16 protein-coding genes are annotated in these 15,868 nt (G+C 74.0%); 11 read left to right on the top strand and 5 right to left on the bottom strand.

What is annotated here, in order from left to right:
• Positions 1-76 precede the first annotated feature (76 nt).
• Together HB370_RS37155 and HB370_RS37150 are read left to right on the top strand one after the other, a co-directional pair.
• The gene (locus HB370_RS37155; protein ID WP_030786953.1) at positions 77-1,021 is read left to right on the top strand and encodes a beta-ketoacyl-ACP synthase III; all 945 of its coding nucleotides are present in this window, start codon (positions 77-79) and stop codon (positions 1,019-1,021) included.
• 184 nt (positions 1,022-1,205) lie between these two features.
• Entirely contained in the window at positions 1,206-2,705 is a 1,500-nt protein-coding gene (locus tag HB370_RS37150) for an MFS transporter (RefSeq protein WP_037702360.1), read from the top strand.
• Between the two features lie 220 nt (positions 2,706-2,925).
• Here the strand turns inward: HB370_RS37150 and HB370_RS37145 are convergent, their stop codons facing one another.
• Together HB370_RS37145 and HB370_RS37140 are read right to left on the bottom strand one after the other, a co-directional pair.
• Positions 2,926-3,804 carry a carbohydrate-binding protein gene (locus tag HB370_RS37145; protein WP_078637632.1) on the bottom strand — a complete coding sequence of 293 codons (879 nt, stop codon included), beginning with the start codon at positions 3,802-3,804 and terminating at the stop codon, positions 2,926-2,928.
• A 183-nt stretch (positions 3,805-3,987) separates the two neighbouring features.
• A complete protein-coding gene (locus HB370_RS37140; RefSeq protein WP_030786959.1) occupies positions 3,988-4,926 on the bottom strand; it encodes a helix-turn-helix domain-containing protein in 939 nt (312 codons plus the stop codon).
• Between the two features lie 177 nt (positions 4,927-5,103).
• On the opposite strand from HB370_RS37140, the gene HB370_RS37135 reads away from it, so the two are divergent.
• Both HB370_RS37135 and HB370_RS37130 read left to right on the top strand, forming a co-directional pair.
• Complete coding sequence (locus tag HB370_RS37135; protein ID WP_051815948.1) at positions 5,104-6,090, top strand: LysR family transcriptional regulator; 987 nt, start codon at positions 5,104-5,106, stop codon at positions 6,088-6,090.
• A gap of 177 nt (positions 6,091-6,267) precedes the next feature.
• Positions 6,268-7,635, top strand: coding sequence for a trypsin-like serine protease (locus tag HB370_RS37130; protein ID WP_167513078.1), 1,368 nt, complete (start codon positions 6,268-6,270; stop codon positions 7,633-7,635).
• 84 nt (positions 7,636-7,719) lie between these two features.
• Here HB370_RS37130 and HB370_RS37125 read toward each other — a convergent pair whose 3' ends face one another.
• Positions 7,720-8,526, bottom strand: a complete 807-nt coding sequence (locus HB370_RS37125) for a sulfite exporter TauE/SafE family protein (RefSeq protein ID WP_030786968.1) — start codon at positions 8,524-8,526, stop codon at positions 7,720-7,722.
• Positions 8,527-8,691: 165 nt separating this feature from the next.
• Here HB370_RS37125 and HB370_RS37120 point away from each other — a divergent pair, with 165 nt between their 5' ends.
• The 7 genes from HB370_RS37120 (at position 8,692) to HB370_RS37090 (ending at position 14,685) form a co-directional block, all read left to right on the top strand.
• A complete protein-coding gene (locus HB370_RS37120; protein ID WP_030786970.1) occupies positions 8,692-9,477 on the top strand; it encodes a helix-turn-helix transcriptional regulator in 786 nt (261 codons plus the stop codon).
• Positions 9,478-9,530: 53 nt separating this feature from the next.
• Positions 9,531-10,490, top strand: a complete 960-nt coding sequence (locus HB370_RS37115) for an alpha/beta hydrolase (protein WP_030786972.1) — start codon at positions 9,531-9,533, stop codon at positions 10,488-10,490.
• 123 nt (positions 10,491-10,613) lie between these two features.
• Positions 10,614-10,970, top strand: coding sequence for a PRC-barrel domain-containing protein (locus HB370_RS37110; RefSeq protein WP_030786974.1), 357 nt, complete (start codon positions 10,614-10,616; stop codon positions 10,968-10,970).
• 25 nt (positions 10,971-10,995) lie between these two features.
• A complete protein-coding gene (locus tag HB370_RS37105; RefSeq protein WP_167345751.1) occupies positions 10,996-11,169 on the top strand; it encodes a hypothetical protein in 174 nt (57 codons plus the stop codon).
• Positions 11,170-11,260: 91 nt separating this feature from the next.
• Entirely contained in the window at positions 11,261-12,433 is a 1,173-nt protein-coding gene (locus tag HB370_RS37100) for a polysaccharide pyruvyl transferase family protein (protein WP_051815950.1), read from the top strand.
• 33 nt (positions 12,434-12,466) lie between these two features.
• Complete coding sequence (locus HB370_RS37095; RefSeq protein ID WP_244405776.1) at positions 12,467-13,876, top strand: FAD-dependent oxidoreductase; 1,410 nt, start codon at positions 12,467-12,469, stop codon at positions 13,874-13,876.
• A 95-nt stretch (positions 13,877-13,971) separates the two neighbouring features.
• Positions 13,972-14,685, top strand: a complete 714-nt coding sequence (locus HB370_RS37090) for a family 16 glycosylhydrolase (protein WP_051815952.1) — start codon at positions 13,972-13,974, stop codon at positions 14,683-14,685.
• 13 nt (positions 14,686-14,698) lie between these two features.
• Here HB370_RS37090 and HB370_RS37085 read toward each other — a convergent pair whose 3' ends face one another.
• Both HB370_RS37085 and HB370_RS37080 read right to left on the bottom strand, forming a co-directional pair.
• Positions 14,699-14,947: a hypothetical protein gene (locus HB370_RS37085; protein ID WP_030786984.1), complete on the bottom strand. Its 249-nt coding sequence runs from the start codon at positions 14,945-14,947 to the stop codon at positions 14,699-14,701.
• A gap of 71 nt (positions 14,948-15,018) precedes the next feature.
• The gene (locus HB370_RS37080; protein ID WP_030786985.1) at positions 15,019-15,864 is read right to left on the bottom strand and encodes an STM4011 family radical SAM protein; all 846 of its coding nucleotides are present in this window, start codon (positions 15,862-15,864) and stop codon (positions 15,019-15,021) included.
• Between the last annotated feature and the right edge of the window lie 4 nt (positions 15,865-15,868).

Raw genomic sequence — 15,868 nt, 5'->3', positions numbered from 1 at the left:
GAGGGACCGCTTCAGCTTCCGACCGATCGGTTGCTATATTCCGGAGCACCTGATGCCGAGCCGAGGAGATCACGCCGTGCCGGGAAGCCGTATCGCCGCCCTGGGCCACTACCAGCCGACGCGCGTCCTGACCAACGACGACCTGGCCACCATGGTCGACACCAGCGACGAGTGGATCCGGCGCCGCACCGGCATCGCCACCCGCCGCATCGCCGCCCCCGAGGAGTCGGTCACCGACATGGCGGCGGCCGCCGCGAGCAAGGCGCTGGCCGCGTCGGGGCTGGAGCCCGCCGACATCGGTCTGATCACCGTGGCGACCTGCTCGGCCGTCGACCGCTGCCCCTCCATCGCCGCCCAGGTCGCCGGGCGCCTCGGCCTGCCCGCCCCGGTGGCCTTCGACCTCAACAACGGCTGCGCCGGCTTCTGCACCGCGCTGGCCTGCGCGGACCACTCGCTGCGCGCGGGCGCCGCCCGGCACGCCCTGGTCATCGGCGCGGAGAAGATGTCCGACGTCACCGACTGGACCGACCGCCGTACCTGCGTCCTGCTCGGCGACGGGGCGGGCGCCGCCGTGCTGAGCGCCTCCGCCGAGGAGGGGATCGGCCCGGTGTGCTGGGGCTCGGACCCCACCCGCGGTGACGCGGTCCGGCTCGTCGACGACTGGCACCCGCGCTTCGCCCAGGAGGGGCAGACCGTGTTCCGCTGGGCCACCGGCGAGTTGCCCGGCATCATCCGCGAGGCCTGTGCGCGGGCCGGTCTGACGCCGGCCGAGCTGGCGGGCGTGGTCACCCACCAGGCCAATCTGCGGATCATCGACGCCGTCGTACGGCAACTCGACCTGCCCGAGAGCACGGTGATCGCCCACGACGTCGTGGAGTCCGGCAACACCTCCGCCGCGTCCGTCCCGCTCGCCCTGTCCAAGCTGACCGAGCGCGGTGAACTCCCCAGCGGCGCCCCGGTCCTGCTGCTCGCCTTCGGCGGGGGCCTGTCCTGGGCCGGCCAGGTGGTCACCTGCCCCTGAACACCGCACCCCGGCTGCGCCCGCACCGACGACGCAGCCGGTTTCCGGCCGGCCCGCCCGTCACATCGATGTCACGGTGGAACATCGCTGTGACGGCGAGACAAAAAAGTGCCTTCTTCCCCGCTTGGGGGCGGTTGCCCAGGATGGAGCCCGTAACAAAACAGCTCCCATGAAAGGCACACACATGTCCGCTCGGACCGTGCCCGCACCGGCAGTGCGGACGTCCCGCTGGTTCGCGCTGGCGATCCTCTGCGCCGGCCAGTTGATGGTGATCCTCGACGGCACCATCGTGAACGTGGCGCTGCCGGCCGTCCAGGAGAGCCTGGGCTTCTCCTCCTCGTCGCTGGGCTGGGTCGTGAACGCCTATCTGATCCCGTTCGGCGGCCTGTTGCTGCTCGCGGGCCGGTTCGGCGACCTCTTCGGCCGCAAACGGGTCTTCGTCACCGGTCTGGTCGTCTTCACCGTGGCGTCCTTGCTGTGCGGCCTGGCGCAGAACACGACCGCGCTGCTCGTCGCCCGGTTCGCCCAGGGCGTGGGCGGCGCGGTGACGTCCTCCGTCACCCTCGCCATGGTCGTCACCATGTTCACGGAGCCGGGCGAACGCGCCAAGGCGATCGGTGTCTACAGCTTCGTCCAGTCCGCGGGCGGCACCCTCGGCCTGCTGCTGGGCGGCGTGCTGACCCGGGCCGTCGGCTGGCACTGGATCTTCTTCGTCAACGTGCCCATCGGGGTCGCCGCCGTCGTCCTGGCCCAGCGGGTGCTGGTCGCCGAGCGGGGCACGGGCCGGGGCAGGGGCACGGACGCGCTCGGCGCCGTACTGATCACGTCCGCGCTCATGACGGCCGTCTACGCCATCGTCGCCGCGGCCGACCACGGTTTCGGCTCCGCCCGCACGCTCGGCTTCGGCCTGCTCGCCCTCGTCCTGCTGGCCGCGTTCGCCGTACGGCAGGCCAGGGCCGAGGACCCGCTGCTGCCGCCCCGGATGTTCCGGTACCGCGCCGTGTCCGGCGCGCTGGGCACACACGCCCTCATGATCTCGGGCCTGTTCGGCTTCCAGTTCCTTGTCGTGCTGTACATGCAGAAGGTGCTGGGTTTCGACGAGGTGGAGACCGGTGCCGCTGTCGTTCCGGTCCCGCTGCTGGTCGGCGTCATGTCGCTGTTCCTCGCGCCCCGTCTCATCGGCAGGTTCGGCGCCCGGGCGGTCCTGCCGGCCGCGCTCGCGCTGATCTGCGCCGGTCTGGGCATTCTGGGACGGATCCCGGCGGACGGCGCCTACCTCACCGATGTGTTCCCCGCGACCGTGCCGCTCGGGATCGGGTTCGGCCTGGCGATGCCGGCGCTGGCCGGACTGGCCATGTCGGGCGCGACCCCGCAGGACTCGGGCCTGGCCTCCGGGATGTTCAACACCGTGCAGCAGGTGGGCGCCTCCCTCGGTCTCGCCGTGCTGAGCGCCCTCGCCGCCTCGCACACCGGCGCCCTGCCGCACGACGGCGCCTCCCGCGCCGAGGCGCTGACCGACGGCTACCGACTCGCCTTCCAGGTCGGCGCGGTCTTCGTCCTGGGCGCACTGGTGATCGCCGTGACCGTCCTGCGTACGTCGCGCCGGGCCACGGGCGATGCCTCCGCCGCCGGTCCCGCGTCCTCCCGGGCGCCGGAAGCCGGCACGCCGTCGGCGACACCCTGATCAGCGAGAACGTCGCCGCCCGGGTCTTCACCCGCAAGACGAAGTCCGCGACAGCGTAAGGCGGTTGTCCCCCGGAACTCCTGCGGACGCCCGCCCCGGCCCCACCCGGGGCGGGCGTCCTCACCCTGGGGGCCCGGCCCCGGTGAGGCTCTGCCGGACGGCACCGGCCGTGGTCGGAAGGCCGGTGCCCGCGGCGTCAGGGCCGTCGCACGCCGCGCTCTCAGACCGCGCGCCACAGAGCCGGTACGGCCGGGGGTTCCCAGCCCGGCTGGGCGGTGTGCGGCTGGAGGCAGACATAGCCGCGGCCCCCGTAGGTGACCTGGTCCCCCGTCCGGTACGCGGTGCCGACGGCCCAGGTGCCACCGGGCGGTGTGGGGCCGGGACCGGGGTCCTGCGGCACGTCGAGGACGAAGTCGAACGCCGCCTCCCGGCCACCGCTGCCGTCGCGCACGGTCATCAGCAGCCGTGGGTCGAAGATCGTGTCCGTGTTGTTGCGCGGCTCGTTCGGGAAGTACAACTGCGTGGTCAGCACGGGCCGGTTGGGGGCCTGCACCTTGACGTGGATGTGCCGGGTGCGCCCCGGGTACAGGCCCGGCACGATCGTGGTGAGCGCGAAGGCGCCGCGCGAGTCGGTGTATTGGTGGCCCCGGAACCGGAACCCGGTGTTGTCGTAGGCGCCGTTGTTGTCGGCCTGCCAGAAGTCCAGCAGGACTCCGGACAGAGGGCGGCAGGCCCGGCCGAAGACATAACCGCTCACGGTGAGCCGGGTGCCGGGCAGTCCGGGCTCCAGGAGGCTCGTGCGTTGCGGGGAGTTGGGCTTGAAGTAGGGGCCCTCGGTCTGCTCCGGGGTGGGGTCGTCACCGTCGTCGCACGGCGGTGTGAGCTGCGGCTCCGTGCCGCTCGCGGCCAGGGTGCGGGCGAGGGCGGGGCCTCCGGCGAGGGCCAGGGGGATCGCGGCGGTGGCCGCGAGTGCCGCGCGCAGCACGGTCTTGCGGCCGACGAGCCGGGCACCCTCCGGCGCGTCCGGCGCGTCCGCGCCGTTGCCACCGGTGCCGCCGGCGCCGTTCCGGTCGGTGTCGTGCGTACCTGCTCCGTCCATGTCTCCTCCTCCTGGGGGCGGACCTGTGCCTCCGTGTGCGGGGGCGGACCCGTATGGCCCTCCTACGGGGCCGGTCCTGTGGGGCTGGCCTGTGGGGTTGGACCTGTGGGGGTTGAGCCTGTGGGGCTGGACCTGTGGGGTCTTCTGCGGGGGCGGGCGCCCTGGGGCCGGTCGGCAACGAACCTAGGCGTGCGTCGGCGGCGCTTCGAGGGACTGATGAGGGCGGCTGTGGTGTTTTCGGAAGTCGCCGGGGCTGGTGCCGGTCTCCCGCCGGAAGAACCGGCTGAAGTAGGCGGGGTCGGCGAATCCGGTGCGGGCGGCGACCTGCCGTACCGACAACTGGGTGTGGGCCAGCAGCCGTTGCGCCTGGTAGGCACGGGCCTCGATGAGCAGCCGCCCGGGTGGCCGGCCGGTGGCGGCCCGGACCGCCTGGGTGAGGTAGTGCGGGGTCACCCCGAGCCGGTCGGCGCACTCCCGGACGGACCAGGTCGCCGCCTCCGGGCGGGTGATCAGCCGGGCGAACGCCTCGGCGACGGCGGCCGGCCGGCCCTGGGCACGCGGGTCCCGGCCGGCGCCGGCGGGGCCCGGCAGCCGGGAGGCGCGCACGACGAGCACGTGCAGCAGGGAACGCAGGACGCTCTCGTGTCCGGGGGCCCGCTCCCGGTGCTCCGTGACGAGTTCCGCCATCAGGCTCCGCACGGACCGGTCCTGTTCCGGGTCCAGGGCGAACCAGCACCGCTCGCCGAGTTCCCGCAGCAGCTCACGGTCGTGGGGGTGGTCCACCAGGAAGTCGTCGGTGAACAGCGCCAGCGTCCCCTCCGGCCCCCGGCCGCCCTCCCAGTGGTGCACCTGGCCGGGCAGGATCACCGCCAGGTGCGGGGGACGCAGCGGCCAGCGCGCGAGATCGACGACATGGGTGCCGGAACCGGCGCTGACGTGGACGATCTCGTAGAAGGTGTGCCGGTGCGGCCGGTCCCACCGGGACAGCGGCCCCACGGCCTCGAAGGAACCGGCGGCGAAGGGCGGGGCACCGGGTCCGGCCACCTCCAGCCGGTGCAGGGGCACGTCCCCGGCCGCGGGCGGCGAGCCGGGGGTGCCCGGTAACACGGTGGTGCTGCGCATCGGCCATGCTCCCCTTTCTCCAGGACCTGCCGGGCACCGCGCGGACGCCAAGCAGGTACAGACCAATCGCGTCGCTGTGACCATGCCACGGACCTGGACACCGGGAAACAGCGAAACCCGCCCTCTGGTCTGTACCAGCCTCTTGCCCCCGGCCCTCCCACCCCGCAAGCTCCCCTCATGGAGCTGGAGTTGCGGCATCTGAAGACCATTCGGGCCATCGCGGAAGCGGGCAGTCTGACCAAGGCGGCGACGGCCCTCGGGCTCGCCCAGCCGGCGCTCAGCGCGCAGCTCAGGCGCATCGAGCGGGCCTTGGGCGGCACGCTCTTCGAGCGCGGACGGTACGGCGTACGGGCCACCGCCCTCGGCGAGCTGGTCCTGGAGCGCACCCGGATCGTGCTGCCCGCGGTCAGCGAACTCCAGCGGGAGGCGGCCCGGTTCGCCCGCACCCGGCGCGACGGGGAGCGGCTGCGGCTCGGCGGCACCCACGGTCCGCTGCTGGGCGCGCTGGTGGACCGGCTCGCCGACGCCGTCCCCGGCACCACCGTGACCACCTGCGCCTCCTGGTCGGAGCGGCAACTGGCGGAGCTGCTGGCCGAGGGGCGCCTGGACTTCGCGCTGGCCGGCGCCTGCGGCTCCGCTCCCCCGCCGGACGCACCGCACCTGACCTGGGAGGAGGTGGCCGTCGACCCGGTGTTCGTGATGCTCCCCGACGGTCATCCGCTCGCCCGCGGCCGGGAGGCCGACCTGGCCGCGCTCGCCGGCGAGGAGTGGGCGTGCGTCCCGGGCGACGGCTGTTTCGGCGACTGTTTCACCGCGGCCTGCGCGCGGGCCGGTTTCACGCCCCGCCGCATGTACGAGACGGACACCGCGTCCTGTGTCCATCTGGTGCAGGTGGGCCGGGCGGTGGGCCTGTGCCGGGCCACCTTCCCGCCGACGCCCGGGATCACCACCCGTCCGCTGGCCGGGACCCCGCTGGTGTGGCGGCATCTGCTGGGCTGGCACCGGACCGGGCAGCGGCCGGACACGGTGGCGACGGTGCTGGCGCAGGCCCGCGCGGCGCACGCCGCAGTGGCGGCCCGCAGCGACAGCTACGCGCACTGGCTCGCGCGGCGCGAGGACCGGGACGCCGCGGCCCGGCAGCGCCGCACCGGCCTCGCCTCCTGAGCACACCCTCCTGTCCTGAGCACACCTCACCTCCCGAGCCGGCCGCCCCCGCTCACGTCTCCATGCATCACGTCCCCATGCATAACGCGGGGGCAGGGGGTCGGCTGATGTCTTATGGGGCGGGGCGGGATCTCCCTACGGTTTCGGCACTCCCACCGAATCCGAGGAGACCTCCCCATGCTCCAACGACACCTCAGAGCCGCGTGCGCCGCCGCCGCGGCAGCGGGTGCCCTGCTCGTGGCCGGGCTCAGCGGCTCCGCGAGCGCCCAGCCGTCCGCCTCCCCCGCCCCGCCCACGGCGGCCGAGACGCTCCGCACCGACGCGGCGCCGCCCGCCCTCCTCGGCGCACTCCAGCGGGATCTGGGACTGGACCGCCGACAGGCGGAGCGCCGGCTGGCCAACGAGGCCGAGGCGGGCGCCACCGCCGGCCGGGTCGGGGCCGCGCTCGGCACGGACTTCGCCGGCGCGTGGGTGCGCGGCGCGGAGTCGGACACGCTGACGGTGGCCACGACCGACCCGGCCGATGTGCCGGCGATCCGGGCGCACGGCGCCCGCGCGGTCGTCGTGGAGCACTCCCTGGCCGCGCTGGACGCCGCCAAGGCCCGGGTGGACCGCGCCGCGGCCCACCGCGCCACCACCGACGTCCCGGTCCGGTACGTCGACGTGCCCACCAACACGCTGGTGGTGGAGGCGATACGGCCGGACGCGGCGCGCTCCCTGCTGGCCGCCGCGCACGTCGACGCCGCCCTCACCCGGGTCGTGAAGTCGGCCGAACACCCTCGCCCGCTGTACGACCTGCGCGGCGGCGACGCGTACTACATCGGCAGCGGCAGCCGCTGTTCGATCGGGTTCCCGGTGACCCGGGGCACCCAGCAGGGCTTCGCCACGGCCGGGCACTGCGGCCGGGCCGGCAGCACCACCACCGGCTCCAACCGGGTCGCGCAGGGCACCTTCCAGGCGTCGGTCTTCCCGGGCAACGACATGGCGTGGGTGGCGACGAACTCCAACTGGACGGCGACGCCGTACGTGACCGGTTCCGGCGTCCAGGTCGCCGGGTCCACGCAGGCCCCGGTGGGCTCCTCGGTGTGCCGCTCCGGTTCCACGACGGGCTGGCACTGCGGCACGGTGCAGCAGCTCAACACCAGTGTGACGTACCAGGAGGGCACCGTCAGCGGGGTCACCCGTACGTCGGTGTGCGCCGAACCGGGCGACTCGGGCGGCTCGTTCATCTCCGGCAGCCAGGCGCAGGGGGTCACCTCGGGCGGCTCGGGCAACTGCACCAGCGGCGGTACGACGTACTTCCAGCCGGTCAACCCGATCCTGCAGTCCTACGGCCTCACCCTCAAGACGACCGGGACCGGCCCCGAGGACCCGGAAGACCCCGGTGACCCGGGTGAGCCGGGCGGCACCTGGGCGGCCGGCACCGTCTACCAGGCGGGCGACACGGTGACGTACGGCGGGGCCTCCTACCGCTGTCTGCAGGGCCACCAGGCGCAGGCGGGGTGGGAGCCGCCGAACGCCCCGGCGCTGTGGCAGCGTCTGTGAGCGGCTGATCCGCGGAGGGGGACCGAGGGCCCGGGCGCCGGCGACGGGGCGCCCGGGCCCCGACGCGCGTCCGGGCTCGTCGTCTCACGTCCCGGTCACCGCCATGGCGACGAGGACGGTCAGCAGCAGGACGACGTAGGCGACGGAGTGGACGCGGTCCGGGACCCGGCCGGTGATCCGCCGCAGCAGGGTGATGGTGGGCAGCGAGCCGAGGAGCAGGGCGGCGCCCGCCGCGAGGTCGACGTAGCCGAGCCGGCCGGAGGCCGTGGGCGCGGCGGGGGCGAGGGCGTACACGAGGGTGCCGGCCACCGCGACGGGAACGCTGAGCGGGTTGGCCATGGCGGTGGCCTCGGCCATGGGCAGGCCCCTGCGCCGCAGCAGCGGGACCGTCAGGACGCTGCCGCCCACGCCGAGCGCGGCGGCGACCAGGCCGATGCCCGTGCCGCCGAGGGTGGTGGCGGCCCGGCCCAGGGGCCTCGGACGCGGCTGGTGCGCCACCGAGAGGAAGCCCTCGCGCAGCAGGCTGTCGCCGATCGTCACCAGCAGGTAGCCGGCGAAGAGCAGGCGCAGCGCCGTGCCGCCGAGGAAGGTGGCCGCGAAGGACCCGGCGGCGGCGCCGGCCGTGATGAACCCGGCCAGCGGCCAGACGTAGGCACGGCGCAGCCGGCCCTGGCGCCACTGGGCCAGGGCCGCGGCCGCAGCGTTGACGACCATGACCGCCGTCGAGGTCGCGACCGCGACATGCATGGCGTCGGCGTCCGGTCGTGCCGTGGCGGTCAGGACGCCGTAGACGACGGGGACCGTGATGAAGCCGCCGCCGAAGCCGAAGAGCACGGTCGTCACGCCGGTCAGGCAGCCGAAGAACAGCAGGGTGGGGAGCGAGGAGAACAGGAGGGTGGGGAGCGAGGAGAACAGGAGGGTGGGGAGCGAGGAGAACAGGAGGGTGGGGAGCGAGGTCGGCACGGCAAGGACGCTACGGAGCACGCGCGGTGACGGGCAATCGACAAGTCGCCGACTTCTTACGCGCAGCGGACAGGCCGGCGGTACGGTCGCGGCATGCGCAACATCCCGGTCGCGGAGGTGGACGACCTCGACCGCGCCGTGCTCGCCATCGGCACGGACTACCCCCACGACCACCTCCTGGCCTGGCACGAACACCGCCGCGCCCAGGTGCTGTACGCGGCCACGGGTGTGATGCAGGTCGAGACGGCGGACGGCAGCTGGACGGTCCCCACCGCCCGCGCGGTGCTGATCCCGCCCGGAACCCGGCACCAGGTCACGATGACGGGAGTGAGCACCCGCAGCCTCTACATCGAGCCGGCCGCCGTGCCGTGGTTCCCCGCCCGCTGCCGCGCCGTCGACGTCTCGCCCCTGCTGCGGGCCCTGATCCTGGCGGCCGTCGAGATGGAACCGCGCTACGCCGAGCACGGCCGCGACGCCGCGGTGGCCGCCCTGCTCCTGCACGAGCTGAGGAACCTCGCCCCGTTGCCCCTCGATGTGCCGCTGCCGGCCGAGCCACGGCTGCGCGCCCTGTGCGAGGCGTTCCTGGGCGCGCCGGACATCCACGACCCGCCCGCGCGCTGGTGCGCGTCCCTCGGTGTCAGCGAACGCACCCTCGCCCGCCTGTTCCGCCGGCACACCGGCCTGAACTTCGCGCAGTGGCGGCAGCGGGCCTGCATCCTGCGTTCCCTGCGGTACCTCGCCGCGGGCATGCCGGTCACCCGCGTCGCGGTCACGCTCGGCTACGACAACCCCGCCGCGTACACGGCCGCGTTCCGCGCGCTGCTCGGTCGGCCCCCGTCGGCGTACCGGAGCGCCGGCGCGGTCCCCGGCCCGCCGTAGGGCGGACGCGCGGGTCACCGTCCACGAGATGATCACGCGAGTAGTCTCGGGGCATGGTTGAGCATCGCATGGTTGACGTGAACGGAATCCGGCTGCACATCGCCGAGGAGGGCGAGGGCCCCCTGGTCGTGCTGCTGCACGGCTTCCCGGAGTCCTGGCACTCCTGGCACCGCCAGTTCGGCCCGCTGGCCGCCGCGGGCTTCCGGGTGGTCGCCCCCGACCAGCGCGGGTACGGGCGCAGCGACCATCCCGAGGCCGTCGACGCGTACACCATCCTGCATCTGGTCGGCGATGTCGTCGGGCTGATCCGGGAGCTGGGCGAGGAGAAGGCGTACGTGGTCGGGCACGACTGGGGCGCGCCGGTCGCCTGGCACACCGCGCTGCTGCGGCCGGACCTGGTGCGCGGGGTGGCCGGTCTGAGCGTGCCGCCGCCGTTCAGGGGCTCGCGGCCGCCGCTGCCCGCCATGGAGCAGATGTTCGGCGGCCGCTTCTACTGGAACTACTTCAACCGTCCCGGGGTCGCGGACGCCGAGTTCGCCGCGGACACCCGCACCGCGCTGCGCAAGTTCTTCTACTGGGCTTCCGGGGACGCTCCCGGCGCCGGGCAGAAGCAGCCGCTGGTCGACCCCGAGCGCGGCTGGCTCGCGGACATGGCCGACCCGGAGGTGCTGCCCGAGTGGTTCACCGAGGAGGACCTCGACGCGCTCACGGAGAGCTTCTCCCAGGGCTTCACCGGGGCCCTGAACTGGTACCGCAACCTCGACCGGAACTGGGAGCTGACCGCCCCCTGGCACGGCGCCGTCGTCACCCCGCCGTCCCTGTACATCTACGGCGACCGTGACGTGGTCCCCGCCTTCCCCGGCACGCCGGAGCTCATCGAGCGGCTGCCCTCGCTGATGCCCGGCCTGTGGCGCGAGCCGCTGAAGCTGGCCGGCTGCGGCCACTGGACCCAGCAGGAACGGCCGGACGAGGTGAACGCGGCGCTGATCGAGTTCCTGACCTCGTGCCCGTGAAGTGAGCACTCGGCGTACCGGCCCGGCATCCGGCCCCGGGCAGGTACGCCGTCCGAGGGCATCGACCCCACCGCTGTCACATCCCCGGCCCGCGAGTGGGTACCCCGTGCACAGGAGGTACCGATGTTCGAGGCATCCGATATCCGCGAGTGGCGGGGTCACGACGTGGTCGACACGGACGGTCACAAGATCGGCGTTCTGGAGTCGGTCTACGTGGACACCGCCACCGACCAGCCCTTCTTCGCCACGGTGACGGTGGGGCTGCCCACCCGTCGCCGGCTGGCGTTCGTCCCCCTCACGGGCGCGACGGTCGGTCCGGGCTATCTGAAGGTCGCCCAGAGCAAGGACCGGGTGAAGAAGGCCCCGTCCATCGAGACCGACGGCGAACTGACCGCCGCCGACGAACCGGGCGTCTTCGCCCACTACGAGCTGCCCTACGCACCGGGCGCCGGCGGCGAGCGACGTCTGGCCCGCCGCTGATCCACCGAACCCGCCGGGAGATCCGATGAGCCTGTTCCTGTTCCTGATCCTCGTGGCCGTCGTCCTGGGGATCATCGGATTCGTCGTCAAAGGCCTGTTCTATCTCCTGGTCATCGGCGTCGTGGTCCTCGTCCTGGCCCTGGTCCTCGCCGCCGTGCGTTTCCGCCGGGGCGGACGCAGGCACCGCGTCCCCCGCTGACGCGGCCGGCCCCCACGCGGCTCCGGTCGCGGGTCCCCGCCGGAAGGCGGCAAGCTGGTACAGCTTCTGCTGTGAGCGTAAGGGAGCGGTCATGGATGGCGCGGACGGCGTGACCGTAGGCGTACTGGGCTCCTACGGGGGCCGCAACGTCGGCGACGAGGCGATTCTCACCGCCCTGCTGGACCAGGTCCGGGCCGGCCGCCCGGACACCCGCTTCGTGGTCTTCTCCCGCGATCCGGCGCACACCCGCTCGGTCCATCCGGACGTCGAGGTCGTCGGGTGGGAGGGGGTCTGCCGGGAGGGCATCTCGGAGCCGCTGCGCCGGCTGAACGTCCTCGTGCTGGGCGGGGGCGGGATCCTCTACGACACCGAGGCGCGCCGGTATCTGCGGCTGGCCGGCACCGCGCAGGGCCTCGGCGTCCCGGTCTTCACCTACGCGGTGGGCGCCGGGCCGCTCACCGACGAGACGGACTGCGCGTATGTGCGCGCGGTGCTGTCGGACGCGGTGGAGGTGACGGTCCGCGACGAGGAGTCCAAGCTCGTCCTCGAAGAGGCCGGTGTCACCCGGCCCGTCTCCGTCACCGCCGACCCGGCGCTGCTGCTGGAGCCCGGCGACCGCGGCCGGGCCCTGCTGCGGGCGGAGGCGGTGCCCCGCCGGGGGCGGCTGGTGGGGATGAGCGTCCGGGAGCCCGGACACGCCGCCGAACACCTGGACGAGGAGGGGTACCACCAACTGCTCGCCAGCATGGGCGACTTCCTGGTGCAGCGGCTGGACGCGCACATCGTCTTCATCTCCATGGAGCGGGGCGACATCCGGCACGCCCACGCCGTGGCGTCCCGGATGGCGGCGGCCGACCACTGCACTGTGCTGCACCGTGACCACGGGCCCCAGGAGGTCCTGGACATCGTCGCGCAGCTGGACCTGGCCGTCGGCATGCGGCTGCACTTCCTGGTCTTCGCCGCGCTGGCCGGCATCCCCTTGCTGCCGCTGCCGTACGCCGGGAAGGTCTTCGACTTCGCCCAGCGGATCGGCGCGCCCGCGCTGCGCGGGGTGGTCCGGGAGACGGCCGGGCTGCTGCTGGCGGAGGTGGACCGGCTGTGGGACGAGCGGCACGCCCGCGCGGCGGACGCGGCGGTGCGCACGGCCGCGATGCGGCTGCGGGCGGCCCGGACCGGGGAGCGGCTCCTCGCCTATCTGGACGGTGCCGCCGCGCCCGGCGTCCGCCACGCCGGCACGCCGGTGCCCGCCTCCACCGCCCGCTGACACCGAAGGCCCCCGTTCCCCGAGGGAGTGACCGTGTCCCATCTGATGCCGCCCCGGGTTCCCACCACGGTGGAGCTTCCGCCGCGTCAGGCCCTGCACGCGGGGTCCACCCAGGTGCTGGTGGTCGGCGGTGGGCCGGCCGGCCTCGGCGCGGCCGTCGGGGCGGCCAACGCGGGCGCGGAAGTGGTCCTCGTGGAGCGCTACGGCTTCCTCGGCGGCAACGCCACCGCGGCCCTGGTCATGCCGCTGATGAGCTTCCACAACGAGGTCAAGCAGGCCGTGCCCGGCGACACCACGCGGCTGCTGCCGCCCGACCACGGCGAGGGCGAGCCGGTCGTCGGCGGGGTGCTGTGGGTGCTGCTGGAGCAGCTGGTGCGCACCGGAGCGGCGATCCGGCCCTCGCTGGAGACCGGCTACACCGTGCCGTTCGACGCGGAGCTGTTCAAGCTGGCGGCCTACGAGCTGCTGGAGAGCCACGAGGTCCGGATGCTGCTGCATGCCTTCGCCTCCGGCGTCGTCAGCCTGCCCGACCGGGCCCGGGCGGTGTTCGAGACCAAGTCGGGGCCGCTCGTGCTGGACGCGGACGTGATCGTCGACTGCACCGGGGACGGTGACATCGCCGCGGCGGCGGGGGCCGGGTACGAGACCGGCCGGCCGGAGGACGGCTGGACCCAGCCGATGACGCTGATGTTCCGCATGGTCCGCTTCGACCACGAGGAGTTCGCCGCCTACACCCGCGCCCGGCCGGACCAGTGGAAGGGCGTGCACGGGCTGTGGGACCTGGTCCGCGCGGCCACGGACGCCGGTGAGCTGGACCTGCCGCGCGAGGACGTCCTCTTCTTCGCCACCCCGAACGCGGGCGAGGTGGCGGTGAACTCCACACGGGTCACCGAGGTGCTCGGCACCAGCGTGTGGGACCTGACCCGCGCGGAACTCGCCGCGCACCGGCAGATGGCGCAGATCGCCCGGTTCCTGCGCGGCCGTGTGCCGGGCTTCGCCGATTCCTACGTGGTGCAGAGCGGGGTCCAGGTGGGTGTCCGGGAGACCCGGCGGATCACCGGCGAGTACCTGCTGACGGGCGAGGACGTGCTGTCGGCCCGCAAGTTCGACGACGCCGTGGCGCGCGGCGCCTACCCGGTCGACATCCACAACCCGAGCGGTCGCGGCACCCGGCTCGAACGGCTGCCGCGCGGCGAGTCCTACGACATCCCGCTGCGCTGTCTGCTGCCCCGGGGCCTGGAGCGGGTGCTGGTCGCGGGCCGCTGCATCTCCGGGGACCACGTGGCCCACTCCTCCTACCGCGTGATGCCGATCTCCATGGCCACCGGGCAGGCGGCGGGCGTGTGCGCGGCCCTCGCGGCGACCCGGGGGCGGCGGCCGCGGGACGTGCCGGTGAGCGCGGTCCAGCGGGAGCTCCGGGCGCAGGGCGCCAGCCTGCCTTGACGCGACGGCCGTCTCTGTTTCACCCACACGAAGGAAATACGCTGCGCCGGTCAGCCGTCGCGCATGTCCGGGCCGCCGCCGGTGAGACATCGGACATGAGCGAACCGACGACGGGCGCCTCGCCGCCGGCCCCCCGGGATCCCCGCCGGTCCGACGTGGTGTTCACGGCGGACTTCGCGTCCACGGCGCAGTGGACGGCGGGCCGTTCCTCGGCCTATCCGGGCGGCGGCCCGGTCAATCCGGACGACGACAAGCTGGACCATCTGGTGGACGACGCCGGTCACAGCCGCTCGGGCGTGTTCCGGGCCACCCGGCGGCCGGACGGCGGGTGGGACACCGGCCTGCTGACCACCGAGGACAGCGAGGAGGAGTTCGTCCTGGTGGCGGGGGACGTACTGGAGGCACGGGTCCGGCTGCCCGCGGAGACCGGCGCGTGGCCGGCCATCTGGACGTGGCGGGACGGCGGCCAGGAGGTCGACGTCTTCGAGTACCACCCCGACCACCCGGACCTGCTGGAGCTGACCAACCATGTGCGCCGGTCCCAGCGGTACGTGCGTCATGACGCGGTCCGGCCGGGCGCCTGGGTCGACCTGCGTACCGAGTTCGGGCGTCACTCGGTGGACTGGTGGCTGAACGGCGAGCTGGTGTTCGCTGACCGGCGCGGGGTGGGCCGCCGCTGGCACGCCTTCCTCATCGTCAATCTGTCGGTGTGCGCCGGGCGCTACCACCCGCCGCCCGACCCGGAGACGACCGAGATGTCCTTCGAGGTGAGCAGCCTGGTGGTGCGGCGCCCGGCCGACGACGCGTAGCCTCCGGCGGGCGTCAGCCGTCGGACCGGTCCTCCTCGCCGCCCCGCGGCCGGTCGTCCCGCCGCCGGTCCCCGGCCTCGACGCCGCGCAGCGGCTCGCCGGCCGTGGTGCCGCTGTCGGGCTGGTAGCCCTCCTTGGCTCCGGCCGTGCCCGGGACGGTGCGCTCGCGGGCCTGGCTCTCGGCGCCCGAGTGCGCTCCGGGCTCCTTCTCGTCGCGGGCCCGCCCGTACCGGTCGGCGGGCTCGCCGGTGTGTCCGCTCATGGCGTCCTCCGCTCCACTCGTCGGCACGTCCGGGTTCCCCCGTGCCGGGCGGGAAAACGCCGGGCCGCCTCTCAGCGGCCGGCGGGTATCCGCTCCAGCACGCCGCCCGCGAAGACGTCGTACAGCGGAAGTGTCTCGAGGTGGACGTAGCCGATGTGGCAGTCGCACACGGCCAGCGGGCAGGGGCGCGGGGCGAGCGCCGCCCGGTAGGAGCCGTCGTAGAGGTTGCCCAGTTCGGTGCGGACGAAGTGGCAGCGGCGGACGGTGCCCTCGCCGTCGACCGAGACGACCGACTCGCCGGTGCGGCAGGGCAGCCCGGCGCTGGCGTGCGGGTGGCGGCTGTAGGGGAACAGCGGGTCCAGGTCCGTCCAGGCGGCGGCGTCCGCGTCGGTGTAGGTGTGCCCCTCGGCGGCGTTCACCCAGAGGTAGACGTGGTCCGGCAGGTCGGCGCGCAGCCGGCGGGCGTGGTCCAGGTGCTCGGGCAGGCCCACGATGCCGACGCTGTACCGGATGCCGCGCCCGGCGAGATCGCGGCACTTGGCCAGGAAGCGGCCGTACGGGGTCTGCCCGGGGTGGTAGGTGCACCACAGGGCCACGGTGGCGGGGTCGGCGTCGGCCAGCCAGTCCGTGCGGCAGCTGAGGTTGGTCTGGATGGCGACGCGGCGGACGTGCGGCAGCCGGGAGAGGTCCACCAGGGCCCGCCGGTACCAGGACCGGACCAGGCCCTCGCCCCACGGGGTGAACAGCACCGACAGGCGGTCACCGGTCTGTGCGGCGGCCCAGGTGGTGAAGCGGTCCAGGGCGGCGCGGTCGGCGCGCAGCTGCTCGGGGGTGTCGCGCCGCTTGGCGAACGGGCAGTAGGGGCAGTCGTAGTCGCAGGAGGCGAGCGGGCCGCGGTAGAGGATCGTGAGGTCCACGAGG

The organism is Streptomyces sp. DSM 40868 (assembly GCF_011820545.1).
Classification (GTDB): Bacteria; Actinomycetota; Actinomycetes; order Streptomycetales; family Streptomycetaceae; genus Streptomyces; species Streptomyces eurythermus.
This window is presented reverse-complemented; position numbering and strand designations above follow the sequence as displayed.